Annotated in this window: 26 protein-coding genes; 17 read left to right on the forward strand and 9 right to left on the reverse strand. The window is 44.2% G+C overall.

Annotated features, from left to right (window positions below):
• Nucleotides 1-20: 20 nt before the first annotated feature.
• Nucleotides 21-566 (reverse strand): YaeQ family protein, encoded by a 546-nt coding sequence (locus A3729_RS13815; protein ID WP_068634003.1) that lies wholly within the window; start codon nt 564-566, stop codon nt 21-23.
• 200 nt (nt 567-766) lie between these two features.
• On the opposite strand from A3729_RS13815, the gene A3729_RS13820 reads away from it, so the two are divergent.
• Complete coding sequence (locus tag A3729_RS13820; protein ID WP_068634004.1) at nt 767-1,927, forward strand: flavin reductase family protein; 1,161 nt, start codon at nt 767-769, stop codon at nt 1,925-1,927.
• A 21-nt stretch (nt 1,928-1,948) separates the two neighbouring features.
• Entirely contained in the window at nt 1,949-3,046 is a 1,098-nt protein-coding gene (locus A3729_RS13825; protein ID WP_068511207.1) for an acyl-CoA desaturase, read from the forward strand.
• 83 nt (nt 3,047-3,129) lie between these two features.
• Here A3729_RS13825 and A3729_RS13830 read toward each other — a convergent pair whose 3' ends face one another.
• On the reverse strand, nt 3,130-3,618 hold the full coding sequence (locus A3729_RS13830; protein WP_156490436.1) for a hypothetical protein: 489 nt from the start codon (nt 3,616-3,618) through the stop codon (nt 3,130-3,132).
• A 336-nt stretch (nt 3,619-3,954) separates the two neighbouring features.
• Here A3729_RS13830 and A3729_RS13835 point away from each other — a divergent pair, with 336 nt between their 5' ends.
• The 12 genes from A3729_RS13835 (at nt 3,955) to A3729_RS13895 (ending at nt 17,578) form a co-directional block, all read left to right on the forward strand.
• Entirely contained in the window at nt 3,955-5,085 is a 1,131-nt protein-coding gene (locus A3729_RS13835) for a cytochrome-c peroxidase (protein WP_068511209.1), read from the forward strand.
• 97 nt (nt 5,086-5,182) lie between these two features.
• On the forward strand, nt 5,183-6,478 hold the full coding sequence (locus A3729_RS13840) for an imelysin family protein (RefSeq protein ID WP_068511211.1): 1,296 nt from the start codon (nt 5,183-5,185) through the stop codon (nt 6,476-6,478).
• Between the two features lie 63 nt (nt 6,479-6,541).
• Nucleotides 6,542-8,008 carry a di-heme oxidoredictase family protein gene (locus A3729_RS13845; RefSeq protein ID WP_068554986.1) on the forward strand — a complete coding sequence of 489 codons (1,467 nt, stop codon included), beginning with the start codon at nt 6,542-6,544 and terminating at the stop codon, nt 8,006-8,008.
• Entirely contained in the window at nt 8,008-9,066 is a 1,059-nt protein-coding gene (locus A3729_RS13850) for an imelysin family protein (protein WP_068511215.1), read from the forward strand. Before A3729_RS13845 ends, A3729_RS13850 begins: the two co-directional genes overlap by 1 nt.
• Nucleotides 9,066-10,202 (forward strand): DUF1513 domain-containing protein, encoded by a 1,137-nt coding sequence (locus tag A3729_RS13855; RefSeq protein ID WP_068511217.1) that lies wholly within the window; start codon nt 9,066-9,068, stop codon nt 10,200-10,202. The genes A3729_RS13850 and A3729_RS13855 overlap by 1 nt, the downstream gene beginning before the upstream one ends.
• Nucleotides 10,203-10,323: 121 nt before the next feature.
• Complete coding sequence (locus A3729_RS13865) at nt 10,324-12,213, forward strand: methyl-accepting chemotaxis protein (protein ID WP_068764726.1); 1,890 nt, start codon at nt 10,324-10,326, stop codon at nt 12,211-12,213.
• 286 nt (nt 12,214-12,499) lie between these two features.
• On the forward strand, nt 12,500-13,291 hold the full coding sequence (locus A3729_RS34595; RefSeq protein WP_068511223.1) for a metalloregulator ArsR/SmtB family transcription factor: 792 nt from the start codon (nt 12,500-12,502) through the stop codon (nt 13,289-13,291).
• A 25-nt stretch (nt 13,292-13,316) separates the two neighbouring features.
• On the forward strand, nt 13,317-14,309 hold the full coding sequence (locus A3729_RS13875) for a permease (protein WP_068511225.1): 993 nt from the start codon (nt 13,317-13,319) through the stop codon (nt 14,307-14,309).
• Between the two features lie 11 nt (nt 14,310-14,320).
• Entirely contained in the window at nt 14,321-14,557 is a 237-nt protein-coding gene (locus A3729_RS13880) for a thioredoxin family protein (protein ID WP_068554984.1), read from the forward strand.
• A 45-nt stretch (nt 14,558-14,602) separates the two neighbouring features.
• Nucleotides 14,603-15,622, forward strand: coding sequence for an ArsJ-associated glyceraldehyde-3-phosphate dehydrogenase (locus tag A3729_RS13885; RefSeq protein WP_068511229.1), 1,020 nt, complete (start codon nt 14,603-14,605; stop codon nt 15,620-15,622).
• A 17-nt stretch (nt 15,623-15,639) separates the two neighbouring features.
• Nucleotides 15,640-16,866: an organoarsenical effux MFS transporter ArsJ gene (arsJ, locus tag A3729_RS13890; protein WP_068511232.1), complete on the forward strand. Its 1,227-nt coding sequence runs from the start codon at nt 15,640-15,642 to the stop codon at nt 16,864-16,866.
• A 64-nt stretch (nt 16,867-16,930) separates the two neighbouring features.
• Nucleotides 16,931-17,578: a thioredoxin domain-containing protein gene (locus A3729_RS13895; RefSeq protein ID WP_082865497.1), complete on the forward strand. Its 648-nt coding sequence runs from the start codon at nt 16,931-16,933 to the stop codon at nt 17,576-17,578.
• 46 nt (nt 17,579-17,624) lie between these two features.
• Here A3729_RS13895 and A3729_RS13900 read toward each other — a convergent pair whose 3' ends face one another.
• The 5 genes from A3729_RS13900 to A3729_RS13920 form a co-directional block, all read right to left on the reverse strand.
• A complete protein-coding gene (locus tag A3729_RS13900) occupies nt 17,625-19,871 on the reverse strand; it encodes an EAL domain-containing protein (protein ID WP_068511234.1) in 2,247 nt (748 codons plus the stop codon).
• 156 nt (nt 19,872-20,027) lie between these two features.
• Nucleotides 20,028-20,456 carry a CBS domain-containing protein gene (locus A3729_RS13905; protein WP_068511236.1) on the reverse strand — a complete coding sequence of 143 codons (429 nt, stop codon included), beginning with the start codon at nt 20,454-20,456 and terminating at the stop codon, nt 20,028-20,030.
• Nucleotides 20,453-20,803 (reverse strand): P-II family nitrogen regulator, encoded by a 351-nt coding sequence (locus A3729_RS13910; protein ID WP_068511238.1) that lies wholly within the window; start codon nt 20,801-20,803, stop codon nt 20,453-20,455. The genes A3729_RS13905 and A3729_RS13910 overlap by 4 nt, the downstream gene beginning before the upstream one ends.
• 44 nt (nt 20,804-20,847) lie before the next feature.
• Complete coding sequence (locus A3729_RS13915; protein ID WP_068554982.1) at nt 20,848-21,642, reverse strand: DUF1538 domain-containing protein; 795 nt, start codon at nt 21,640-21,642, stop codon at nt 20,848-20,850.
• A gap of 15 nt (nt 21,643-21,657) precedes the next feature.
• Nucleotides 21,658-22,359, reverse strand: coding sequence for a DUF1538 domain-containing protein (locus A3729_RS13920; RefSeq protein WP_068511339.1), 702 nt, complete (start codon nt 22,357-22,359; stop codon nt 21,658-21,660).
• Nucleotides 22,360-22,744: 385 nt separating this feature from the next.
• Here A3729_RS13920 and A3729_RS13925 point away from each other — a divergent pair, with 385 nt between their 5' ends.
• The 3 genes from A3729_RS13925 (at nt 22,745) to A3729_RS34600 (ending at nt 24,114) form a co-directional block, all read left to right on the forward strand.
• Complete coding sequence (locus tag A3729_RS13925) at nt 22,745-23,332, forward strand: hypothetical protein (RefSeq protein WP_068511242.1); 588 nt, start codon at nt 22,745-22,747, stop codon at nt 23,330-23,332.
• A gap of 182 nt (nt 23,333-23,514) precedes the next feature.
• The gene (locus tag A3729_RS13930) at nt 23,515-23,919 is read left to right on the forward strand and encodes a hypothetical protein (protein WP_068554980.1); all 405 of its coding nucleotides are present in this window, start codon (nt 23,515-23,517) and stop codon (nt 23,917-23,919) included.
• Between the two features lie 78 nt (nt 23,920-23,997).
• Nucleotides 23,998-24,114, forward strand: coding sequence for a PEP-CTERM sorting domain-containing protein (locus tag A3729_RS34600; protein ID WP_082865496.1), 117 nt, complete (start codon nt 23,998-24,000; stop codon nt 24,112-24,114).
• A 105-nt stretch (nt 24,115-24,219) separates the two neighbouring features.
• On the opposite strand, the gene A3729_RS13935 is transcribed toward A3729_RS34600, so the two are convergent.
• Both A3729_RS13935 and A3729_RS13940 read right to left on the reverse strand, forming a co-directional pair.
• Nucleotides 24,220-24,507 (reverse strand): hypothetical protein, encoded by a 288-nt coding sequence (locus tag A3729_RS13935; RefSeq protein WP_068511245.1) that lies wholly within the window; start codon nt 24,505-24,507, stop codon nt 24,220-24,222.
• 49 nt (nt 24,508-24,556) lie between these two features.
• Nucleotides 24,557-25,222: an SDR family oxidoreductase gene (locus tag A3729_RS13940; RefSeq protein WP_068511247.1), complete on the reverse strand. Its 666-nt coding sequence runs from the start codon at nt 25,220-25,222 to the stop codon at nt 24,557-24,559.

Below are 25,222 nucleotides of genomic sequence, written 5' to 3' on the forward strand. Positions count from 1 at the left end.
TCGTCCATCGCAAAAGACAATTATTCCTCGCCAAGCAGCCGCTCGATATTCAAGTCAACAACACTCTCCCCCAAGCTTACATTCAAACTTCCATCCTGAATCAACACAACGAGCTCCATCGTTCTTTCGACATGCGCAAGCAGTGGCTCGATATCAGCCATCTCTGCACGCAAGACAGACAAATTAGCTATACGCTTCAAATCCTTTGCTAACGCGTCGAACCACGGGGCAACCTTATGTCCGCCATAAGCCAATACAACAACTTTATCTGAGCGACCTGAAGCTTTACGGATACGTTTTAAATCAGGTAAGCCCAAGTCGACCCACAACTCTATTTCGTCGGATAAAGACTTGAGCCAGATATCCGGCTCATCATCAGTCGATAAACCCTTGGTAAAACTTAGCGCTTCATCTGCATACAATGAAAAAGCAAGCAAACGAAGCAACATACGTTCAATGGTTTCAGACGGGTGAAGTGCAACATTAAGCGAGTAGCTTTGGTAATGATCTCGATCAAAGTCACTTAGTTGCAAAGTAACTTTATAGATCGTGGACTTCAGCGCCATGGTATCCCCAAGATTCGTTAATAAATAAATGGGCATACTACACAGATATGAAATATTCCGCACAAATTAAATTGCTACAATCTCCACTACCAAAAAATTCGGCCACCTAAATTAGATGATCATACTCATGCGACTGACAATTCTAGACATAATAGAACAAAAAGCGTACAACTGTACCTCGAACTTAGTAGGAGGTCACTATGTCTAAAGGGATGAACAGCGAAAGCCCTATAGCAGAATCGCAAACAATCGCTCAGAAAGCTATTGGCTTCTTAAGCCGCCAACTTACCAATACCGATAGCTTTGGTGTCTTTTTAGAGCCCATTATTCAGGTGTTTCGCCCAAATTGGCGTCACGGAAGAACTAGTGCTCAAGTACTCTTCATAAAAAATGAAACAGATGACATCTACACGCTGACTTTAAGGCCAGAAAAAAAATGGGCTGGTTTTAGTGCCGGACAATATGTACAGCTAAGCGTTGAAAAAGATGGCGCAATGCTAACACGTACCTTTAGTCTTTCCTGCTCGCCTAAACACTTTCTTCGCACAGGTGAAATCACCTTAACCATACGCGCAAATGAAGAAGGTGCTGTAACGCCATGGCTCAACCAAGCTTTGAAAAGTGGTGACACTGTTTACTTATCCGAAGCCCAAGGTGATTTCCAACTAAGCAACTCAGTAAAAGACAAAGTATTTATTGCAGGCGGAAGCGGACTAACCCCCATATTTTCAATGCTGAACGAATACCAGAGCAACGCTTGGTATAAGCAGGCTCAGTTGCTCTTTTATGTAAATAATAGCCAATCCCTATTCTTTTCCGAGCAACTTTCTCACCTTGAAGCGAAGGGTTTGCAGGTAACAACTATCTATAGTGACCACCAAGGTAGAATAGATCAGCAGCAGCTGGAAATGTTTGTAGAAGACATCAGCGAAAAAGAATTTTACGTATGTGGGCCTGGGAAAATGATTGAAATTACCCAATCGCTTCTAACGTCCAATACGGTTCCTGAAGCAGATATCCACTTTGAATACTTCGGCCAACAGCCTTTATCTCTTGAGGGAATGAATGCAGACGATGCCGATGAACTGATTCAAGTCGATTACCTGGACTCTCGAAAGCAAGTCACCTTTGACCCTCAGCAGTTTATCGAGTCTGACAAAGCTACCCTGCTGGAAATCTCAGAGAACCAAGGTTTAAAACCCGTTGCGGGTTGTCGAATGGGCGTGTGTCACCAGTGTATTTGTAAAAAGAAGACCGGGCGAGTCTTCAATACGCGAACCCAACAATATTCGGATACCGGAGAAGAAGAAATACAGCTTTGTGTTTCGGTGCCGGTTGGCAAAGTAGAACTTGAACTTTAAGAGATTAATCAGGAAGACATTATGAATCCGAACAATACTCAGAAGCCATCCCGAGAAATCTTAGACGGCTTTGCAGAAGAGCTGGACAAAGTTCGCGCAGACACCCTTAAGAAAGTGGGCGCAAGTGATGCAAAATACATTCGACGTTTAATCGCAATTCAACGCGGCAGTGAAATTGCTGGCCGAATCCTAATGGTAATGGGCTTTGTAAGCCCCCTATTATGGGTGTTGGCAGTTTTACTGTTGGCCTTAGCAAAGATTCTGGACAATATGGAAATTGGCCACAATGTACTGCACGGGCAATATGACTGGATGAATGACCCTAACATTAACTCCAGAAAATTCGAGTGGGATATTGCGGGAGACTCGGGCTCTTGGAAGCGCTATCACAACCACGAGCATCACACTTATACAAATGTTATCGGCAAAGACCGTGACTTTGGCTATGGCATATTCCGTCTTAGCGATGACCTGCCTTGGCGGCCAAAAAACCGCTGGCAGATATTCAGCTACCTAGGGCTTAGCACCTTCTTTGAAGCAGGGATTGCTTACCACGAAGTCGCTGCAGAAAGAATCTTTATGGGCAAGCGCCGCGAAACAAGTTCCCTGCCAATTAGCCGCAAGCAATTAAAGAAAGATTTCTTTAGCAAAATCGGCCGTCAAACCTTCAAGGATTACATATTCTTTCCTTTACTATGCTGGCCTGTGGCCGGGCAAGTATTACTCGGTAACTTAATTGCCAATATCCTTAGAAACCTTTGGACCTCTACCATTATCTTTTGCGGTCACTTTACCGAAGACGCTCATACCTTTACTGAAGAAGAAATTCAGGGAGAGTCACAAGGTGAATGGTATTTCCGTCAGATACTGGGTTCTTCAAATCTAGAGGGCAACAAGTTATTCCATATTATGACAGGTCACTTGAGCTGCCAAATCGAACACCATTTATATCCAGATGTGCCAGCACGTCATTACCCAGCAATGGCTGTTGAAGTTCAGAAGATCTGTGAGAAATATCAGATCCCTTACAATACGGGAAGCTTTTCAAGCCAGTATAAAACTGTTGTAGGACGGGTACTTAAATATTCCAAGCCTACTGCACAAGAAGCTATGGCTTAATACTAAGCTAAGTTTCTTTTCCTTTTACCCTTTAACGCAGCTAATGACCCCAATTGTTAGTTGCGTTTTTTTGTTGTAAAACGCTAAGCTGTTTGCGCCAGCTGGCCAGGATAAGTTATCTCTTGCTTTAAGCGTCTTACATGCAGCTCTTCGACAACCAGACTCTGCTTTTCATCTACCCCTCCACAGCAAGCCCTCAGGTATTCTAGATTTCCACTCACCTTAAAGCTCACATTACCAGATAACATTGCAGACTTAGATTCTCCCATACACTGCTCGTCAACCAAGATCGTATTCTCTCCCTGTGCATCTTTGTAGCTTAACCAAAGAGATACCGGTTTTTTCGCTGCTTGCGCCAAACTCAACCAAACCGCCGCATTAAAGGTTAACAACCTGGGTTTGGCGCTACTAACCTTTTGTTGCGCACTCGGCTTTTGCCTAAGCATCTTTAAAAAGCCCAACCTTTCCTTCGTATTATTTAAATTCTTAGGTACTCGAACATCAGAATACTCACTACGCGGCACTTCACTAAGGGTTTTCAGCATAAGTAATTTTGAAGGTATGGAAGACACAAGAAACTCCTAAATTTGATATGTTTTAAGCTTACCCTATCTACCGCCTACGCACCGCGTGTCAGTCGTTATAAAGCTTGTGCCTTAGCGCACAAGGCTACATTAGCTAATACTGAACTTACATCTCACCACTTACACTCACACAAACTTACAGAATTGACTTGGATCAACAAATGGTAACAGGAATTATTCTCACCTTGTATTAATTATCATTTATATATCTAATACCCACATTACCAGCTTAGACCGGAATCTCTAACTATGAACACAGCCCGCCCCCTGCCAGTCTTTTTCACATACCGGAAAGGCCATTCCAAGCTAGCGTTAAGTCTATTCATGTTGATAGCAATCTGTTCCAGCCACATTGCCCTTGCACAAATAAACTCTAAAGAAGCCCTAGGTGAACTACTCTACTTCGACCCAAACCTTTCATTAAACCGGACTCAATCTTGCTCTAGCTGCCATAACCCTGCGACAGGGTTTGTCGATAAGCGCACACATGACACAAGGCATACTCACCTTGAAGGAATGGTTTCGTTAGGTGACGATCAACAATCTTTTGGTGACCGTAGCGCACCAACCAGCAGCTATGCGAACCAGATTCCTATCTTTCATGTTAATAAGAAAGGAAAGCATGTTGGAGGACAGTTCTGGGATGGCCGAGCAGCAACACTGGCTGACCAAGCGAAAGGTCCTCCACTCGCAGGTATCGAAATGGGTATACCTAACAAAGAAAGTATGCAAGCACGTCTACTTGAATCGGAGGTCTATAAACAAGCCTTCTCTAGCCTATTTGGAAAAGACATATTAAGTAAACCGGGGAAGCTCTATGACGCCATGGCCGAAAGCATCGCAGCCTTTGAAAAAACCGATTTTTTCTCTCCCTTCGACTCAAAGTATGACCGCTATTTAAGAGGCGAATATGAACTTAGTAAGCAAGAAGAACTTGGAATGACCTTATTCTTCTCGCAGCAATTCACCAACTGTAACCAATGCCACCAATTACGAAGCAGCCCAACCGCGCCGGATGAAACCTTCAGCAATTATGAGTATCACAACATTGGTATACCGACAAACCTTGCTGTTCGAAAACAAAACAAGCTCGACGAAGACTATGTCGATATAGGTCTACTCGCGAACGCTCAAGTCCACGATGAAAAGCATAAAGGAAAATTCAAAACACCAACGCTTCGAAATGTCGCCGTCACCAGCCCTTACATGCACAACGGTGTTTTTAAAGAGCTTCGAACAGTTATCGACTTCTATAACAAATATAACTCCAAAAGCGCCAAGCGTCAGATAAACCCAGAAACGGGCGAAAGCTGGGATAAGCCAGAATTCCACGAAACAATCTCTTTTGAGGAACTTCAATCAGGCCCTGCGCTAGATGACAAGCGTATTGATGCGCTAGTCGCATTTTTAAAACTACTGACAGATAAACGATATGAAAGCCTAATCACTGACTAGACTATAAATCTTATTGATAATACTTATCATTTAGAATATCATCTTCGCCATATTGGTCCATTAGGTCATTTTTAAAATTAACTTTCAGGGGTTATCCATGCTTTCTCTAAAATCATCCATTAGAAACTTTGTCCTCACAGGCTCAGTCGCCGCTATGGGCCTATCCGGCTGCGGAATGATGGAAACAAAAGAAACTAGCCAAGCTTCAGTTATCGATACTTATATTGATATCGCTAAAGAAAACTATCAGGACTCGCTAAGCGCCGCTCAAGCACTGCAAGCTCAAGTCAATGAATTTCTAGCTAATCCTAACGAAGCCAATTTGCAAAAAACTAAAGACGCTTGGATTGCGGCACGCGCGCCTTACCAACAGACAGAAGTCTACCGTTTTGGCAACGCATCGGTTGATGATTGGGAAGGTAAAGTCAACGCATGGCCTCTTGATGAAGGTTTGATCGACTATGTTGATGCTTCATATGGTGCTGAGTCTGATGAAAACCCATTCTATGCTGCTAACATCATTGCCAACCCTGCACCAATGATTGGCGGCAAGAAAGTAGATGCTAGCCAAATTACACCAGAACTACTTGCAAACACTCTGCATGAAATTGACGAAGTTGAGTCTAACGTTGCAACGGGTTATCACGTCATCGAATTTTTGCTGTGGGGCCAAGACTTAAACGGTAACAACCCTGGTGCTGGCTCTCGCCCAGCAAGCGATTTCTCACTTGATAAGTGTACCGGTGGCAACTGTGAGCGCCGTCGTCAGTACCTTCAAGCAGCAACAAGCTTATTGATTTCAGACCTAGAAGACATGGCCAATAACTGGAAAGAAGGCGGAGCATCAGTTGCTGAGCTAACCGCTAAAAGCGAAGCAGGTGCCTTGGCAACCATGCTGACAGGCATGGGTAGCCTTGCGTATGGCGAGCTAGCTGGCGAGCGGACTAAGCTTGGCTTGATGCTACACGATCCTGAAGAAGAACATGACTGCTTCTCGGATAACACTCATAACTCCCACTACTATGACGCCTTGGGCATCAAGAATGTCTATATGGGTCAGTATGAGAGCATCAACAACAACTCAGTAGATGGTGCAAGCCTTTCTGACTTAGTGAAGCAAGCAGACCCAGCACTGGATGCTGAAATGCTGGGTAAGCTTAATGCTACTCAAGCGACGGCTCAAGCAATGGTTGACGCGGCGGCTAAAGGCCAAGCTTTTGATGTATTGATCGGTGAAGGTAATACTGCGGGCAACCAAATCGTTCAGAACTTTGTTGATGCACTCGTTGCTCAAGCCAAAACAACTGAAAAGGTCATTCAGGTCTTAGGCCTCAGCAATATTGATTTTGAAGGTTCTGACAGCCTGGACAACCCTTCTGCTGTAGCAGAGTAATTAACAACTAGGTGACGCACCTGTTTATTTACGCCCGCCTAACAAGCGGGCGTTTTGGTAGCTATGAATAAAACCATCTTCGCACTTCCTCTTTTAGCGGTCAGCTTTTTACTCTACATAAATGCTGACTCGACCCTCGCTTCAAATAGCAAACTCCATAGTGCCAGAGAACTCTACCCATCAGGTCAACATAGTGCTGGCCAAAGCAAACAACGAAACAGTTTTGATCATCCCTCCCCCCTTCTGGATATGGAGACAAAGCTCGACTTTAAAATCGGCCGGGCCATCTTTGAAAAAATTTGGGTATTTGCCCCCTCAAGTACGACCGCAAGTGATGGCTTAGGCCCACTCTACAATGCAAGATCCTGCTCCCGTTGCCACGAGAAGAATGGTCGAGGCATATTAAAAGAAGAAGGTAAAACCTCCCCTGCACTATTTCTTCGGCTTAGCACTCCAGCCAAAACTGCCGAGCAAAAACGAGCACTGGAAAGTGGCCTCATAGGGCTAATACCAGAGCCTACTTATGGCACTCAGCTACAGACCTTTGCCTACCCGGGTGGACAAGCTGAGGCACAGCTACGAGTCAGCTATACAGAACAAAAAATTCAGCTAAGCGAAGGCGAAATGGTTAGCCTAAGAAAGCCGGATTACCAAATCATAGCGCCTCAGTATGGCCCAATGGATGAAGATTTGATGATTTCGCCACGTATTTCCTCGCCCATGATCGGATTGGGTCTTATCGAAGCGATAAATGAACAGGACATTCTTTCTAAAACCGACCCAGACGACAGTAACCAAGATGGTATTTCAGGCAAAGCCAATTGGGTTTGGGATCAGCAAAAACAAGCACCGGCACTTGGCCGTTTTGGCTGGAAAGCAGGCACCCCCAACCTTCGTCAACAAAACGCTAGCGCGTTCAAGGGGGATCTCGGCATTAGTACACCGTTATTTCCACAACATTGGGGCGACTGCACTCCTTCACAAACAAGCTGCCGAAAACAAGCCCATGGAAACCGCACCCGCCAAGCCCCGGATATCAACCACATGGAAGCGCCAAAGGCGATGACCGATGCTTTATTGCTGTATACAAGAAATATCGCGGTACCCATTCGAAAAATAGACAATGCAGAAATGGTCAATAAAGGAAAAGCCGTCTTTCACTCCGCTGGCTGTGCCGCGTGCCATACTCCAAGCTATCAAACATCCGGGCATACTGAGCAAACTTCTCTTAACATGCAAACCATCTGGCCTTACACCGATCTATTACTGCATGACATGGGGCTAGGGCTGGCGGACAATCGACCCGAGTTTAAGGCAAACGGACAGGAATGGAGAACCGCTCCACTTTGGGGGCTCGGTTCAGACAAATACGTAAATGGCAGCCATTTTCTTCTGCATGACGGCCGCGCACGCAGTATACTTGAAGCAATTATGTGGCATGGCGGCGAGGCCGAATCTGCCAAGCAAGCCGTACAAACAATGCCCCAAGAGCAACGCGCACAACTGCTTACTTTTTTGGAATCACTTTAATGAACAGAACCTCTACGATTTCCAGTATTTTCTTAGCTTGTATCCTCTCATTTGTATGTCATGCCGCCCCAAGTGAAGCTGACTGGAAAAACTTCAACCATGCGACAGTTAATAGCTTTGTTATCCCGTTTTATCAATCGCTTAGCGCTGCCTCTCAGGCTTTGCAGCAGAGCACCCAAGGCCTCTGCCAAAGCCCTTCTCAAGAGGCGCTAGATAATAGCATCGGTGATTTCCACAAGACGATGGATGCCTGGCAATCTATTCAAAATATCACGTTTGGCCCCATAGAGTTTTCAATGCGCAGCCATAGCTTACAGTTCTGGCCCGACAAGAAGAATCATATCGGCAAACACCTAGGTGTTCTTCTAGCAAGTGACGACAAAACATTGCTGAATGAAGATAAATTCCAGCGTGTCAGCATTAGCGTTAAAGGCTTACCCGCGATTGAAAGAATTCTTTTCAAACAATCGGCGCTCAATGAACTCAAGGCAAATAAGTTCCACTGCGATGTATTAACGACGATCTCTCAGAATGTTTCGACGATCAGTACATCACTACATAGCGAGTGGCTTAAGCATATGCGTGGCCAGTTTGCCGACGCTAAACAACTAGACGGCTACTTCGAAGACGACATCGACGCCGCCACAGCTTTATTAAAAACAATGATCGAACCCTTGGAAGTCATACGAGACTTAAAGCTTAAACGCCCGCTTGGCAGCGCGTTTGGGAAAGAAAAATATAAGCGACTGGAATCATGGAGAAGCCAACGCTCATTGCGCAATATTGAGTTGAATATTCTTAGCCTTCAGCTTATGTTTGAAGGGCTAGCCAACATACTCCCCCCTGAAAGATACCATTCAATTAGCCATCAATACACGGCCCTGGTCGATGCAATTAAGCAGATCAATACACCTTTGGAAAATGCAGTCAGAACAGCTGAAGGCTACCAGGCAACATTAGACATCTATAAGAAAATAGGCACCTTACACAAGGAGCTCGAAACATCAGTATCGGCCTTGGGTATTCACCTTGGCTTTAACAGTCGAGATGGTGATTAATGACTGACAAACTCTCGACATTAGAAAACACAAGGCTAAGCCGAAGACAGCTCCTTGGATCTATAGTCGCAAGCAGCTTACTCAGCCCATTCAATGCCTTCGCCAAGGAAAACGACTCAGAATTGCTCATTAGTGCAGCTAGGGATAGACACGGTCAGCATTGGGTAATTTGCTTACAAGGAAATGGCGAACCTGTCAGTCGGCTTAAGCTTCCCGCCAGAGCTCACCAGGTGATCAAGCACCCTCATAAAGAAGAAATAGCAGTCATTGGGCGGCGTCCTGGTCAATACATAATCGTATCTTCAATCAAATCAGGCAGAGTGATAAAACATATTCAGCCTGAACAGGGTTTCCACTTCTACGGGCATGCTCTTTACACACCTGATGGACGTTATTTGGTCAGCACTGAAAATCACATAGATTCGGGTCAAGGAAGGCTTTTTGTGAGAGATGTGCTCAACGATTATCGCGTACACGCCCAGCTCTCAAGCCATGGTATTGGTCCACATGAAATAAAGCTCTGCAGCGACACGGATACTTTAGTTATTGCCAATGGAGGTATTCTCACACACCCGGATAAAGGTCGTGTAAAGCTGAACCTCGATACCATGTCCCCTTCACTAACTTATGTCTCGCTTACGAGTGGTGACTTACTAGAGCAAGTAAAGTTAAAAGAGGAATACCACCAGCTGAGCATTCGTCACATCGATATCAACCAAAGAGATGAAGTGGTGATCGGCCTACAGTATCAAGGAGATAAAACTGACAGCGTTCCCTTGGTTGCCCACCACCAACGAGGGAAAGACCTCAAACCTCTTTGGGCACCCGATGATGTTAATTATGCCATGAAGCATTATTGTGGCAGCGTTTGTTTTGACCCCATAGGAAAAACTGCCGCGGTTTCCTCACCCAAAGGAGATTTGATTACCTTTTGGGACTTTGATCAATTAATCTATTTAAGCAGTCTTCGTTGTAAAGATGGCTGCGGTTTAACCAGCTATCGAAACAATGAATTTGTTATTTCCAACGGCTTAGGCAACCTTTACCACTACAACAATACAACAAAAGAACTTAGTCAAAACTTATCCAACCCAGGCCTCAAAATTGCCTGGGATAACCATCTCTTGAGCGCCTAAACACACAAATACAAAAGTCCATTTTTCAAGCTCCTAAAAGTCAAAACTCAACTATACTATCTGTGATACAGCTCAACTTCATAGGTAACGAGCTTCTGGAATAGGCAATAGGGGGTCAAATATGTCCAAACTGTTAGATAACATATCAATTAAATCTAAGCTCTTATCAATCTGCACTATTACATTAGTTGGTATGCTTACAATCATCTTAGTCGAGCTCAATTTTAGCAAGACACTATCAGAGTCAGCTTCTTCGCTTGTGTCCATTGAAAAGCTTAACTCTAACATGCTTACCTTGAGACGGAATGAAAAGGACTTCCTCACCAGGAAAGATGAAAAATACGTCACACGATTCTCTGATAATGTTGCAAAGCTAAACAAAGAAATTAGCGAACTAAAAGTATTAAACAACTCACTTGGGTTTGACACTGAAGATAATCTCACCAAATTAGGCGACATAATAAAAAGCTATCATCAAACTTTTTTAACCATATCGAAAACTCAAAAAGAAATAGGATTAACACCTAAAACCGGGCTTTACGGTACTCTTCGAGCATCAGTACACAGTGCTGAGTCCGCTATTACTGAGCTAAAAGACTACCAACTGCTTGCGGAAACACTTATGTTACGTCGTCGAGAAAAAGACTTTATGCTGCGACTAGACACAAAATACATCGATAAGTTTAATACTGATATGGCGGCAATAATGTCTACTTTGGATAGCAGAGCGCTACCTTCGCAAATTAAAGACCAGGTCAGAAAAAACCTGAACGCTTACGCTTATGACTTTAGAAAGCTAACGGTTAAGACACAAGAACTTGGATTAAGCCCCGAAACAGGCTTGCTCGGTCAGCTACGTGCTACCATCCATCAAAGCGAGGAACAGCTTACTTCGTTATCTGCCATGATGAACAGTTCGTTAGAGGCAACCAAAGCACGAAGTAAGTCAACCTTCTATATGATAACCGGCGTACTGACTGTGATTATTCTTATTATTAATTTAGCCATATTCCGATCCATCAATGCTCCTATCCAAAGGCTAACCCATGTCATGCGAAAGATTAATCATGATAAGGACCTGACAATTCGCTCAAACATAAGTGGCTCACACGAAATCGCTGAGCTATCCCAACACTTCGATGAAATGCTAAGCAGTTTTGAGCATGTATTGGAGCAGATTCACCAGGCTGCAAGTCAAACAAGCCAGTCTTCTGCTGAACTGACAGTCGCTAGCCAAGATAATTCAAGAAGCCTCGACGAGCAACAAGCTCTTATTGAACTTGTCGCTACAGCTATGACGGAAATGGCTGCTTCTATTTCAGAAGTCGCCGAAAATATCGTCAGCACCTCTGAAAGCGCCAATGAAGCCTATGACGAGACAATCTCTAGTAAAGAAACTGTTAATACCGCCGTCAATGTCGTCGAGTCATTAGAGCAGACAACCAGTAATACAAAAACCGTACTAGATGAACTAAGACAGGATTGCGTAGACGTCAGTAAAGTTATGGAAGTAATTCGTGGTATTGCTGAACAAACCAACCTTCTAGCACTTAATGCTGCCATTGAAGCCGCGAGAGCAGGTGAACAAGGCCGGGGTTTTGCGGTCGTCGCAGATGAAGTCAGAACATTGGCAGGTAAAACCCAAGAATCAACCGAAGAAATTGACATCATCGTTAATAAGCTTCAAGAAAACGCTGAAAATGCGGTGGGTGTGATGGAAGAAAGCCTCTCTAAGGTCCATGAAACTGTAGAGCAAGCCAATACCGCCAACCACTCATTGGAAAATGTCACCAATATGGTCAATCAAATCAATAATATGAGTACCCAAATCGCGACAGCCGCTGAAGAACAAAGTGCTGTGGCTGAAGATATGAGTGAGAAAATTGTTGGCATTAAGGATCACGCTGAAGTCAACACAGAAAATGCTGGCACCACTCGCGTACTGTCTGAGCAACAAGCTGAATTCGCGATTGAACTGGAACAACTAGTCAATCAATTCAAAGTCTCCTAATCATCAGCAAGCTATACTCAATAGCCTGTATACGATGGAATTAAATTATCACTAATCTGTAATGAGCGAACCCTAATGGTCTCGCTCTCTTTCTTTAACCGGCTGCTTCCCTACACACTAATATTATTCCTATGTCCGATTAGGCTCAACCTCAGTTTGAGTCTGTTATCAATACCATTTTTATATGGCGAATCGCGAATCAAGTTTTTCTAATTTTAAATATATGTTTTTTCATATATACTTTTATTCATATATAAATATATCATCAAGATGAATCATATCTATTATGAAGAAGCGCGTACTATTTCTATGCACCGGTAATTCAGCTCGCTCACAAATGGCTGAAGCCCTACTCAATTACCATCACGGTAATCGATTCGAAGCGTTTAGTGCTGGCACAAACCCTGAAACAGTTCACCCGCTAACCTTGGCAGCTCTTAAAACTCACGGTATCGAAAACATTCATCAATCAAAGCATATTGACGAACTCGCCGGGCAACATTTTGATTACGTAGTTACCCTTTGTGACAGGGCGACTCAAGAATGTAAATCACTCGGTGCAAAAGAGAAGAAATTAGAATGGAGCTTCAGTGACCCTAAGGTATCTAAGGGTGATGACCTAAGCGACATCGAACGTTTTCATATGAGCTTAACTGAAATAAATCGTCGAATTAATAGCTTTGCTGCAATCGAAAGTAATCAAGCAATACTTGATGCTCAACATTCAAACGAGCTATCGCCATTACAATTATTCAAGAGTCTGAGCGATGAGCTGAGGCTTAAATGCCTAATGCTGATTCAATATGAAGGTGAGCTATGCGTCTGTGAACTGATGGCAGCATTGGAGTATGAGCAACCTAAAGTTTCCCGGCACCTGGCACTACTCAAAAAAGCAGGCATTCTGACAGACCGGCGCATGGGGCAATGGGTATTTTATAGGATAAACCCTAGTCTACCATCTTGGGCTAAGTCAGTTTTAGCACAAACATGCGACGCCAATATTTCAGAATTCAGTATGAACATCAGGCGACTAGAAACGATGAAAACCCGTCCAGATAGAGTGCTTTCATGCAATTGATATTCTTCAACGAGGGTAGATAAACATGTTTCAGATATTTACTGATCTTGCCGCCTGGTTTGTTTTTGACATATTGGGTTTGAGCCCGGAAACCAAGCTCGGTGACGCCCTGCATTTTTTTGTTGAAGATGTTAGCAAAATCTTTGTTCTGCTCGTTGTTATGATCTACTTAATTGCACTGATACGCGCCTCCCTCAACATTGAACAAGTCAGAGATTACCTGGCACAAAAAAATCGAGGGATTGGCTACCTAATGGGTTCGAGTTTTGGCGCAATCACGCCGTTTTGTTCCTGCTCCAGCATTCCCGTATTCCTAGGTTTCACCTCAGCGGGTATTCCCGTAGGAATTACTATGTCCTTTTTGCTTACCTCACCACTCATTAACGAGGTGGCCATACTGTTACTGCTAAGTCTACTAGGCTGGAAATTCACCCTTATTTACGTATTGGTGGGCATGACGGTTGGGATCCTTGGCGGCCTATTTCTAGACACCATCAAAGCCGAAAAATGGTTACAGTCTTTTGCTGCAGAAGCCCTCTCCAAAGCACAAGGAAAAGAGCCACAAACTACAGCATCAAAAGCTCAAGCGCTTGGCTTTCAACAACGTCATCAATTTGCAGTACGTGAGGCAACAGAGATTTTTGGCCGCGTATGGAAATGGGTAATTATTGGCGTCGGTCTCGGCGCTGCTTTACATGGCTTCGTACCAGATGGCTGGATCGAAGCACACTTGGGTGATGGGCAATGGTGGTCAGTCCCTGCAGCTGTAGTACTCGGTATTCCACTTTATTCTAATGCCACGGGCGTCATTCCGATTATGGAAAGCTTAATAACCAACGGGCTACCTGTAGGTACTACGCTCGCCTTTTGCATGAGTACTGTTGCTGCTAGTTTTCCAGAATTCATCCTACTCAAGCAAGTCATGCAGTGGAAATTACTTGGCACCCTATTCGTTATGCTCCTCATATCATTCACGCTCATAGGCTGGCTATTCAACGGCCTTAGCCCTTTTATATAAAGGAAAAGCTAATGAAAGCTTTTAAAGTACTCGGTACAGGCTGTGCTAAATGCACAAAAACAGCAGCCCTAATCCAGGCTATTGCGACAGAACTAGACCAGCAAATTCAAGTTAGTAAAGAAACCAGCCCTCAAGAAATTATGAACTATCAGGTAATGAGCACACCTGCCGTTGTTCTTAATGAGGAACTTGTTCACAGCGGGTCGATTCCAACTCGAAACCAAGTAACTGAGTGGCTAACAAGCTAACAGAGAAATTTGATCAAATAATTCTTATCTAAGGGATAAATCACTATGACCATCAAAGTAGGCATTAACGGCTTTGGCCGTATGGGTAGACTCTCACTCAGAGCTGCATTCGATTGGAAGGAGATCGAATTTGTTCAGATTAATGACCCGGCTGGCGACGCTGCTACACTCTCGCATCTGTTAAATTTTGACTCCGTACACGGTATTTGGGCTCATCAAGCAAGTAGTGAAGGTTCAAGCATACTTATCGGTGAGCATACGATTCCTTGCACACAAAATAAGACGATCTCTGAAACCGATTGGTCAGGCTGCGATATTGTTATCGAAGCGTCCGGCAAAATGAAGAGCAAGCAGGTACTTCAGGCCTATCTCGATCAGGGTGTGAAGCGCGTTGTCGTGACCGCTCCGGTCAAAGAAGAGGGTGTACTAAATATTGTGATGGGTGTGAACGATGACCTGTATGACCCAGAGGTCTACCCGATTATTACTGCTGCATCATGCACAACAAACTGCCTGGCGCCGGTGGTTAAAGTGATCCATGAAAGTCTAGGTATTAAACATGGCTCAATGACAACTATTCACGATATTACCAATACCCAGACCATTCTCGATGCGCCCCATAAGGATCTGCGACGTGCACGAGCCTGTGGTATGAGCCTGATTCCAACCACCACCGGTTCAGCTACGGCGATCACTCATATCTTTCCAGAGTTAAAAGGTAAGTTAAACGGTCATGCGGTACGTGTTCCATTAGCCAATGCATCGATCACTGACTGTGTATTCGAACTAGAAAAAGAAAGCTCGGTAGAAGAAGTGAACGCTCTATTAAAAAGTGCTTCTGAAGAAGCACTACAAGGCATACTCGGTTACGAAGAGCGGCCACTGGTTTCTATCGATTACAAAACCGATCCTCGTTCAGCCATCATTGATGCGCCTTCAACTATGCTGGTTAACGGCACTCAACTTAAGCTTTATGTGTGGTATGACAATGAATGGGGCTATGCCAATCGAACAGCTGAGCTGGTTCGTAAAGTCGGCCTCATCGACCAGAAAATTAATCACTAAGGCCATATTTGAAAACCATGAATATCAATAAACTCTCACCAGAAATTAAGCAATACCTGGTCGTAACAGGTAACTATTGGGCTTTCACGCTCACCGATGGCGCTTTGAGGATGTTAGTCGTATTGCACTTTCATGGCTTGGGTTACAGCCCGCTCGAAATTGCCATGCTGTTCTTGTTTTACGAGATCTTTGGTGTCATCACCAACCTTTTTGGTGGCTGGTTGGGCGCACATTTGGGGCTCAACAAAACCATGAATATTGGTCTGGCTCTGCAGGTGCTCGCATTGGCAATGCTGCTCGTTCCTGCCACTTTGCTCACAGTGCCTTGGGTCATGGCTGCTCAGGCTCTCTCAGGCATTGCTAAAGACCTGAACAAGATGAGTGCGAAAAGCTCGATCAAGCTGCTGGTTCCAAAAGATGCGCAAACTACACTGTATAAGTGGGTGGCAATTCTAACCGGATCTAAGAATGCCTTGAAAGGTGTCGGCTTCTTTTTAGGCGGCGCTTTACTGGCCACTCTCGGTTTTCAAGGTGCCGTTCTTGCTATGGCGCTAAGCTTGTTTGTGGTTTGGCTGGGTAGCATGTTTGCCTTAAAACAAGACTTAGGCAAGGCAAAGAACAAACCGAAGTTCACTGAAATATTTTCTAAAAGTCGGGCAATCAACGCCCTCTCAGCAGCTCGCTTATTTCTGTTTGGTGCCAGAGATGTTTGGTTCGTGGTTGCCTTGCCCGTTTATCTAGCGAGCGAGTTCGGCTGGAACCATTGGTCTGTAGGAGGCTTTCTTGCAAGCTGGGTAATCGCCTATGGTTTAGTGCAGTCCTTTGCCCCCAAGATTACGCAAAGCTCGACCAAGCGCGCCCCCGATGGCCATAGCGCGCTCGGCTGGGCGCTGCCTCTAATGCTGATACCCGCGGGCATCGCACTAGCCTTATCGAGCTCGCTTTCAGCACAGCTGGTGATCGTAATAGGTTTACTCGCCTTCGGCGCCCTGTTTGCTATAAATTCTTCTTTGCACAGCTACCTGATTGTGAGTTACGCCAGTGACGATGGCGTATCCTTAGATGTGGGTTTCTACTATATGGCCAATGCCATGGGCAGGCTAGTTGGCACCGTACTATCAGGTTGGATTTTCCAGTCTTATGGCCTTGAAGCATGTTTATGGGTATCGAGTACATTTATCGCCCTTTCGGCGACCATTTCACTTGCTCTTCCCAAACATAAAACGAACACAGTAAACACTTAAGCTTGAGCCTACGGTTCATGACTGTAAACTAGACCGCTTTCTTATTTGAACGGCCACAATTGTTATGAAAATGAATACCCGTGTTACGCTTATTTGTCTCTTGTTATCTCTGCCTTTGACTTGGTATACCTATCAACAAGATCAGAACTCCAAAGAAAGCCCGCAAAGCGACGAGCTCCTACAACAAGGAAGCATATATGAACGCCCTTACTCTCCGAGCTTTGGTCCTGCTGAGGCTAAAGTCACCATCGTTGAGTTTTTCGACCCAGCATGTGGTGCTTGCAGAGCTTTTTACCCTCTCGTAAAAGAGATTCAAGCAAGACATGAAAAGGATGTACGCATCGTACTTCGGTATGCAACCTTTCACCAAGGCTCTGAAGCTATCGTTAGAATGCTTGAAGCTGCGCGACTCCAAAACAAGTTCAAAGAGGTACTTGAAGCACTACTCATAGCCCAAGCCGAATGGACGGTTAACCATAAAGTTGTTGCGGATAAAGCTTGGCCTATTGCCGAAGCAGCGGGTTTAGATATTACACAGGCGAAAGCCGATATGACTTCAGATGAGATAAGCGCTCGCCTTCAACGGGAGAAGGACGATATTCGAGCTTTGCAAGTTAGCAAGACACCAACCTTTTTTGTTAATGAACAAGCGCTCCCCAAGTTTGGATCACAAGAGCTATACGATTTAGTTACCAAGGAACTCGCTAAATAATAATTGAGGTCAGAGTAAAAAATAATTTTTTACTCTGACCTCAATTTTAGTTCTCGCAACGCTTGGCTTTGGTAACCCAAGTAATAAACTCATGGGCAGGCATTGGTTTGGCGTGGTAATAGCCTTGCACGGATGAAACATTCTTCTCGGCAAGAATTTCCAGTTGCTCACGGGTCTCAACCCCTTCGGCAACAACCCTCAATCCGAAGCTTTGTGACAAAGAAACAATCGCATCAATAATCGCTGTCCCTTTGCTCTCTATCTGTTTGATAAAACTTCGGTCTATTTTCAACTCATCAATTGGAAAGGAGTGCAGATAAGCCAAAGAGGAATATCCAGTACCAAAATCATCGACAGAGAATCTAAAACCTTTGCTCTTAAGCGACTGCATTTTTTCAACAATCATCTCAACGTTTTCCATCAGCATACTTTCAGTGATTTCCAATTTAAACTTCGAGGTAGGTAGCGAAAACTCATCTACCACTAGTTTAATGCGTTCCTCCAAATCAACGTCGAATTGGCATGCGCTGATATTAATTGCCATCGTACACCTATCATGAGACGCTCCAGTCTCTTTTAGTGCAACGATCAACTCACATGATTCGCGCAGGACAATCTCTTGAATACGATGGATCGCGCCGGTCTGCTCAGCAATAGGAATAAATTTGTCGGGGCTAATTACCCCTTCCTCTGGGTGAATCCAGCGTACCAGAGCTTCTGCTCCTACTAAGGCTCCCCCCATATCCAACTGGGGCTGAAAGTAAGCTTCAAACTCATTCTTTGATATCGCTGCTTCAATATCACGCTCAATTCTTAATTGAAGGTCAGCCATTCTTTGCAACTCAGGGTCAAAGAATGCGTAGCGGTTACCACCTGCCTTTTTGGCTTTATACATCGCGGAGTCAGCACGTTTCAAAATTTCACTGGCGGAAACTGCTTTTTCATGGATCAAACAAATACCAATACTCGCACGCACGGCATAGTGAGCGTCCTGAAGAGTCAAGGTTTGCGAGAACACGTCTAATAAACTTTCAGCCAGCTTACTTGCTTCACGATGCACGTTATCAATATTTTTAGACTTAGACTCTAGTAAGACGACAAACTCATCACCCCCTAGGCGCGATAAATTTGTTTGGGGCCCAATGAATGGTTTCAGATTGTCAGCGATCTTGACCAGTAACTGATCACCGACCGTGTGGCCCAGCGAGTCGTTAATTCGTTTAAAATTATCCAGGTCCATAAATAGCAATGCGCCGATTAAATCATAGCGAGCAATTTTATCTACCGTGCAATCAAGATAATCATTAAACATTCTACGGTTCGGCAAGCCTGTTAATGGATCATAGTAAGCCAGCCTCTCAATATTTTCTTCTGCCTGCTTTTTTTCGGTAATATCTCGGGCGATCCACAGAACATGCTTTTTTTCTGGCTGCTCAGGCAAGTAATGATTGATCGGACAGATTCGCCCTTCAAAGACCCTGCGTCCCCCCTTCACTTCTAGAGTATATTCAAGAAATTCCAGCTCTGAATACTCGAGCGCCCGCCTAATAGCAGAAGTCAGCTGAACAGCGGTATCACAATCAATCACTTCTCGTATATTTTTACCGATAAGTTCTGAACTATTGACAACCAGTAGCTCACCATTGCCACCATAGATATCGATATAATTACCTTCTTCATCGAGAATGAGGCCCAAATCGGGAATGACGGAGATAAAAGCTTTGAGCTTTTCGTTGGATGTTTTTAGCTGGGCATTCAAGACTTGTTCACGCTGCATTGAATACTCTCTTTCAATTGCTATACGAGATAAGCCAGTGAAGTGATCAATTAACTTAAGGTCTTCAGGTTCAGGGAAGCGAATCTCGGGGTAATAAATAGCAAAGGTGCCCAAAACCTCACCTGTTGAAGAGACAATGGGCGTCGACCAACAAGCGACTAGGTTGTGAGGTAAAGCAAGGCCTTTAAAGTCCGCCCACAAGGGGTCTGTAGCGATATCGGCAACAATCACCTGCCGCTTAGTAAACGCAGCCGTGCCGCAAGAGCCAACGCTTTCGCCTATTTCGACACCATTAACAGCGTCACAATATGCCTTAGGCAAACTCGGTGCTGCGCCGTGGTGTAAGTTGTTCCCTTTCAATAAAAGAATCGAGCTCTTGCCGGCCTTGCTTGCCAAGGCCTGCTCGATTGAACTACAGATTTCTTCCAAGCACTCTGGTAGAGACGCGCCCGACGAAACCATTTCGGTAATCGATTGCTGAGCGCGTAATAATTTCTCCAGGACCTCTTGATCCATAACGACCCTCTATTGCATTTATTATTGTTATTTGTCGTTGTTACAGTTAAGACTGTCATCAGTATAGTCGAGAGTCTGAATAAATGGCTATTATAGAATTCGCAATTAGTCACTCACCCTAACAATCCATAGCCATCCAAAATACTGTAATACGCTTTAATCCAAGGTATGCTGCTCTACTAAAATACCTTCAAAAACCAAAGATTTATAACCTACCACACCCACTACTTTACCGTTTTTACCATCAATAACTGGCGCACTCGCCAAGCCAAACTGATCAAATAAACGAGCACAATAGCGCACATCCATTTCAGGTGGGACACTGACAACGGGCTTAGACATAATTTCATAGACATTAACGCGATCAGGTGACTTATCTTTTGCCAATACCTTTTTAGCGATATCTGACAGCATCACAACGCCGTACTCGTCATCCTCATTACGTTTTTTGATAATCACGTAGCTAGCATTATGCTCTTTCATTTGAATCAAGGCGTCTTTAACGGTCATCATGCCGTCCATTTCAACGTAGTTACTCCGCATGACATCCTTAATTTTAACAACCGTTTTATTGGTATGACTCATAACTCTTCCTCGACTTTAGCTGCAATAGATTGTATTTGGTGCGAGACGCCCACAGCATCTTCAACATCTAACTGTACGGCAATTCCCGTACCCGGACTGGTATCGAATTCGCCTACCTGTCCAATAGTCTCTAATATATGCCGGCTTAAGTGCTCTTCAACTATAAACAGCAAGACATCCCGTTGAGTCTCCAGGGTCAGGCCAAAAAAAGTCTTACTCTTTTTAATCCCTTCGCCTCTGGCATGGTTGATCACTGTGGCACCAGTCGCCCCAGCTTTTCGCGCAGCCTTCATGACCTTATCGGTTTTGTCATCCTCTACAAACACCAGCAATAATTTAAAATGCATGTACTTTCCCCTATTCGAAATTCTCTACAAACTCTGTACAGAGCTTATTCAGCTTGTGCCAAGCCCTGTTGTTGGTTTCGCTTAGCCAAATACTCAGTAATTTGCGCATAGGCCATCACCGACATTATTGGAAATAAGCTAGCAAAAGCGATTAAACCAAAACCATCAATCAAAGTGCTTCGCCCAGGTACTGTTTCAGCTAAGCCTAAACCCAAGGCTGCAACCAAAGGCACAGTTACAGTAGATGTCGTTACACCACCTGAGTCATAAGCCAAAGGCACGATCAGTTTGGGTGCAAAACAAGTTTGAATTACGACGACCACATAACCAGAGATAATAAAATAATGGATCGGAATTCCGGTAACGATACGATAAGTTCCTAAGGAAATACCTACTGCTACACCAATTGCGACGGCAATACGCAAACCCCAAATGCCGATCGCACCACCCGATACTTCATTCGCCTTGATCGCTACAGCTATTAGAGAGGGCTCTGCTATCGTGGTACTAAATCCTATGGCAAAGGCGAACAGATAGACCCAATAATAATCAAACCACTGAAGTGCATCGGCACCAATATCCCTCGCTCCTGCTATAAAAGCTGGATCAGTCAACTGTTGCGCCATTAATTTACCTAAGGGAAATAAGGCTCTTTCCAAACCGAGTAAAAATAGCGATAACCCGATCAGCACGTACAAGAAACCAAACAGCACCCTTTTCATATTGGGTATAGGCTTGCGAATCACAAGAAATTGAAAGCCAAACAATATAGCCGCGATAGGAATCACGTCTTTAATCGTGGCGAACGTAATGTCGATAATATCGTTGAGAAGTTCCATTAAGCGCCGAGCTCACTATATGATCATGCCGTAAGCCATCACGAATATCATCGGAGATAGCGACGCAAATGCGATTAATCCAAAACCATCAATCATCGGATTTCGGCCCTTGATTGATGAAGCCAAACCTACGCCCAACGCAGTCACCAGAGGAACAGTAATCGTTGAGGTTGTCACACCGCCCGAGTCATATGCAATCCCGATAATTTCCTTTGGTGCGAAACTCGTCATAATCACAACTAGAATATAGCCGCCAATAATCATCCATTGGATCGACCAGCCTGCAATAATACGCACCACACCCAGAACGATCGCCAAGCCTACAGAAAAAGCCACCGTAAATCGTAAGCCACTGGCATAACTTGTTTTAGCGGCTTCAGTTGCTTCGATCATGCCGCCTTCTGCGGCGACCGTTGCGGCTTCTGCAGCGACTGCTATCAAGGCAGGTTCAGCTATTGTCGTACCAAAGCCCAATGCAAAAGCAAAAGCAATCAGCCAAGCGACACTACCCTTCTTTGCTAAGGCATGAGCCATTGACTCACCGATCGGAAATAAGCCCATTTCCAGACCGAAAATGAAAAACGTCAAGCCAAGCAATACAAATATGACACCAATAATCATATCGACCAGGTTAGGTATCGGCTGCTGAAGTACTGCAAATTGAAAAAATGCAATAACAATTATGATCGGCGCCAGGTCTCTGAGACTACCTAGCATTGAACGAAAAATAGCGAGTATGCCTTGCTGCAAACTAAGTTCCCTTAATCTATACAAAGTTAGAAGTTGATAGCCCAAACAAGGTTTAGGCCCTAGAAACAAAACTCTAGAAATGAGTATAGGCCAATACTCACAAAGTGAAATTGACCTAAGACAATTTGAAAGCGCTTAGAGACCTTTACTTGTAGGTTTTACAAGGCCCAAGAACTCACTTAATCAGCAGCGACAAGCGTCGAATTACTTAACACTTATGATGTGACTTGCATCACAAAAAGAACCAATCATTACGATAAGCTACTGAAAAACATCACCAGACCTGAATAAAGTATTGTTATTGCATCAAGACTCTAGATTCTTAATCGACGCTTATTTCGAGGTGTATAAGATGTCTATTGTCAAAAGTCTCTTCCTATTTTTAGTTCTAATATTATCATCCAATCAAGCACTTTCACTTTCATGCGGAAGCAGTCTCAGAACAGCCGATCTAAGTCCTGCAACGAACTGTATAACGGGCCTAGGAAACCCCAGCATTAGTGCTATTAACGCCTTGTTTGACACCCCCCCTAGCTGGCAAAGAGTTAGCTCAGTAGAAGACAATACCTCTGGTGGTAGCGATGGCTGGTTTGGGGTGTCACTGGATCCAAACTCTAACTGGGGACAGAGCAATGTTTCTGGTGAATGGAGCTTAGATTCTGCCTTCTGGGATGCTTACAATGAGGGTGTAATATCAATGCGCGTAGGGAATGGAGGCGGAGACCCCGACTTTTTTGCTTGGAAACTGTCCGATGGAGCATCGACAGGAAGTTTCAGCTACGAGCGTCTAGCCGGTGGTGGAGGTGGTTTATCAAACCTAAAACTATGGGGACGAGTTACCGAAGTTATTCGCATTGAAGAACCTGCAAATATCGCACTCTTTATCATTGGCTTATTTGGCTTATTTGCCTCCAGACGCTTTAGCCAAACACACCCTTAATGTACATATGCGCAAGTTCACATTCACACAATTAACTGTCAGATTAGTTTACCCCCCCATAACAAAACCTTATTTTTTACACTTAAAAAGCATGATAATTAATTGTAGTTAAAGACAGAGGCAAATCATTGGTACAATTTATGCGTTAAAACCCTTATGTAAAATTATTAACAGGGAATATCATGAAAAATACTCTTAAAATAATATCAGGTATTGCGTTACTAAGCTTTGCCAGCCAATCTTTTGCAGCGATTTGTACTAGCGAAGGGCGAACTGCAGAGTTAACCATATCCACCGTCTGTGAATCTGGTAATGGAAACCCACACACTAACGATATCAACAATCTGTATGGTGACACACCTAGCTGGGAAAAAGTATCTGACATCGCAGGGTTTGAAGGTACTGACCTAAGCTTAGCTGATGGCCCATTACGAATCGGTTTAAATACAGGTTCTCTTTGGGGAAGCACCGACGTTACCGGAATATGGGGCATTCACAGTTCATTTTGGAGTCAGTTTGATGAAGCAGTGATCTCAATGCATGTTGGCGGAAACCCTCAAGATAACACTTCTGACTTCTTCGCATGATCCATTGCAACAAGCTCAACAACTGGCACGTTTGATTACAATCAAAGCTACGGAAATGGTGGCGGCTTATCTAACTTTATGCTTTGGGGAAGAAACACGGGTAACACAGTTGAGACTCCCGAGCCAGGCAGCATAGCTTTACTTGCTCTAGGCTTACTAGGTTTAGGTTTCTCTAGAAAGCTCTCTCAGCAGTAATAGTAAAAAATACGTTCTGGGTATTGATTACCCAGAAACACCTTACTTCTTACCCTCATAGATGACACCAGCACTGAGAATCACCAGATCAAGCTCTACGATAAACTAAAGATTGAGCTCACCGAAACTCTTATTGAAGTCCCTTAACTGATCATCTCCCCGGTCATACTCCGCCTGCCATAAAAGATCTTTATAATCTGATAGGACACGCTCTATAGATCGACTTAACTCATCGAAGTCTCCGTCCGCGACATAGATGGCCGCACGTACAATTCGATTTGTTACACGCCAATTTGTTTTAACAAACAAGGCCTCAATTTCATCTTTGGCCAGCAACCACTGCTTGCCAAAATCTCGCTCTAACTTATTTTGAATATCACCCAACAACTGCATTTCCACCTCACGAGGTTTGATTAAAAAGTGTCAGTTAAACCTCACTTAGCTACCAAGGCAGAACATCCCCATTTGAATGCCAGAACGTACCAGTATTCGTAAGATTCAACTCATCTACTCTCTGAGCTAAACGCTCAGCAGCTTGATCAGGGGTAATGTCGCCATAGCCTCCTATCATTTCAGTACCCACTAGACCCGGGTGGAAGACTCCGACAGCAATACCTTGATCTTCTAGATCCATCGCGAGAGAAACTGAGGCGATATTTAAGGCACACTTAGACATGCGGTAGCCATAGCGACCGCCACTGCTATTATCAGCTATGGATCCCATTCTACTGGTGATGATGGCAACCTTACCACCACTATCCAAATTGCCGAGAAGCGCCTCTGTTACTCGCAAGGGGCCTAATGCATTCACGCGAAACTGCTCTTCGAGCTGATCATAGTCGATATGCCCCAATACCTCATCTCGAAGAATTCCGGCGTTATTAATAAGAAGGTCTAATTTCACACCTTGAAGCTCAACACCTAGTCTAGCCACATCCTCTGCTTTGCTGACATCGATTCCTGCGATTATCTGGCACCCCAACGACAACAACTCTTCACTAGCTTCACGACAGACGGCATACACCGAGTAACCTTTAAACTTATAGTACTGACAGAAAGACAAGCCAATACCACGATTTGCTCCGGTTACAAGTATATTTTTTGACAT

Source organism: Oleiphilus sp. HI0043 (assembly GCF_001634935.1).

Excerpts from the sequence above, each read along its gene's own strand:
- A3729_RS34595 (WP_068511223.1), top strand. The coding sequence starts at position 12,500 with ATGAAGAAGCGCGTACTATTTCTATGCACCGGTAATTCAGCTCGCTCA.
- A3729_RS13930 (WP_068554980.1), top strand. The coding sequence starts at position 23,515 with ATGAAAAATACTCTTAAAATAATATCAGGTATTGCGTTACTAAGCTTT.
- A3729_RS13920 (WP_068511339.1), bottom strand. The coding sequence starts at position 22,359 with ATGCTAGGTAGTCTCAGAGACCTGGCGCCGATCATAATTGTTATTGCA.
- A3729_RS13815 (WP_068634003.1), bottom strand. The coding sequence starts at position 566 with ATGGCGCTGAAGTCCACGATCTATAAAGTTACTTTGCAACTAAGTGAC.
- A3729_RS34600 (WP_082865496.1), top strand. The coding sequence starts at position 23,998 with ATGCTTTGGGGAAGAAACACGGGTAACACAGTTGAGACTCCCGAGCCA.
- A3729_RS13905 (WP_068511236.1), bottom strand. The coding sequence starts at position 20,456 with ATGAGTCATACCAATAAAACGGTTGTTAAAATTAAGGATGTCATGCGG.
- A3729_RS13835 (WP_068511209.1), top strand. The coding sequence starts at position 3,955 with ATGTTGATAGCAATCTGTTCCAGCCACATTGCCCTTGCACAAATAAAC.
- A3729_RS13880 (WP_068554984.1), top strand. The coding sequence starts at position 14,321 with ATGAAAGCTTTTAAAGTACTCGGTACAGGCTGTGCTAAATGCACAAAA.
- A3729_RS13845 (WP_068554986.1), top strand. The coding sequence starts at position 6,542 with ATGAATAAAACCATCTTCGCACTTCCTCTTTTAGCGGTCAGCTTTTTA.
- A3729_RS13855 (WP_068511217.1), top strand. The coding sequence starts at position 9,066 with ATGACTGACAAACTCTCGACATTAGAAAACACAAGGCTAAGCCGAAGA.
- A3729_RS13850 (WP_068511215.1), top strand. The coding sequence starts at position 8,008 with ATGAACAGAACCTCTACGATTTCCAGTATTTTCTTAGCTTGTATCCTC.
- A3729_RS13875 (WP_068511225.1), top strand. The coding sequence starts at position 13,317 with ATGTTTCAGATATTTACTGATCTTGCCGCCTGGTTTGTTTTTGACATA.
- A3729_RS13900 (WP_068511234.1), bottom strand. The coding sequence starts at position 19,871 with ATGGATCAAGAGGTCCTGGAGAAATTATTACGCGCTCAGCAATCGATT.
- A3729_RS13895 (WP_082865497.1), top strand. The coding sequence starts at position 16,931 with ATGAAAATGAATACCCGTGTTACGCTTATTTGTCTCTTGTTATCTCTG.
- A3729_RS13915 (WP_068554982.1), bottom strand. The coding sequence starts at position 21,642 with ATGGAACTTCTCAACGATATTATCGACATTACGTTCGCCACGATTAAA.
- A3729_RS13925 (WP_068511242.1), top strand. The coding sequence starts at position 22,745 with ATGTCTATTGTCAAAAGTCTCTTCCTATTTTTAGTTCTAATATTATCA.
- arsJ (WP_068511232.1), top strand. The coding sequence starts at position 15,640 with ATGAATATCAATAAACTCTCACCAGAAATTAAGCAATACCTGGTCGTA.
- A3729_RS13910 (WP_068511238.1), bottom strand. The coding sequence starts at position 20,803 with ATGCATTTTAAATTATTGCTGGTGTTTGTAGAGGATGACAAAACCGAT.
- A3729_RS13865 (WP_068764726.1), top strand. The coding sequence starts at position 10,324 with ATGTCCAAACTGTTAGATAACATATCAATTAAATCTAAGCTCTTATCA.
- A3729_RS13885 (WP_068511229.1), top strand. The coding sequence starts at position 14,603 with ATGACCATCAAAGTAGGCATTAACGGCTTTGGCCGTATGGGTAGACTC.
- A3729_RS13820 (WP_068634004.1), top strand. The coding sequence starts at position 767 with ATGTCTAAAGGGATGAACAGCGAAAGCCCTATAGCAGAATCGCAAACA.
- A3729_RS13840 (WP_068511211.1), top strand. The coding sequence starts at position 5,183 with ATGCTTTCTCTAAAATCATCCATTAGAAACTTTGTCCTCACAGGCTCA.
- A3729_RS13935 (WP_068511245.1), bottom strand. The coding sequence starts at position 24,507 with ATGCAGTTGTTGGGTGATATTCAAAATAAGTTAGAGCGAGATTTTGGC.
- A3729_RS13940 (WP_068511247.1), bottom strand. The coding sequence starts at position 25,222 with ATGTCAAAAAATATACTTGTAACCGGAGCAAATCGTGGTATTGGCTTG.
- A3729_RS13825 (WP_068511207.1), top strand. The coding sequence starts at position 1,949 with ATGAATCCGAACAATACTCAGAAGCCATCCCGAGAAATCTTAGACGGC.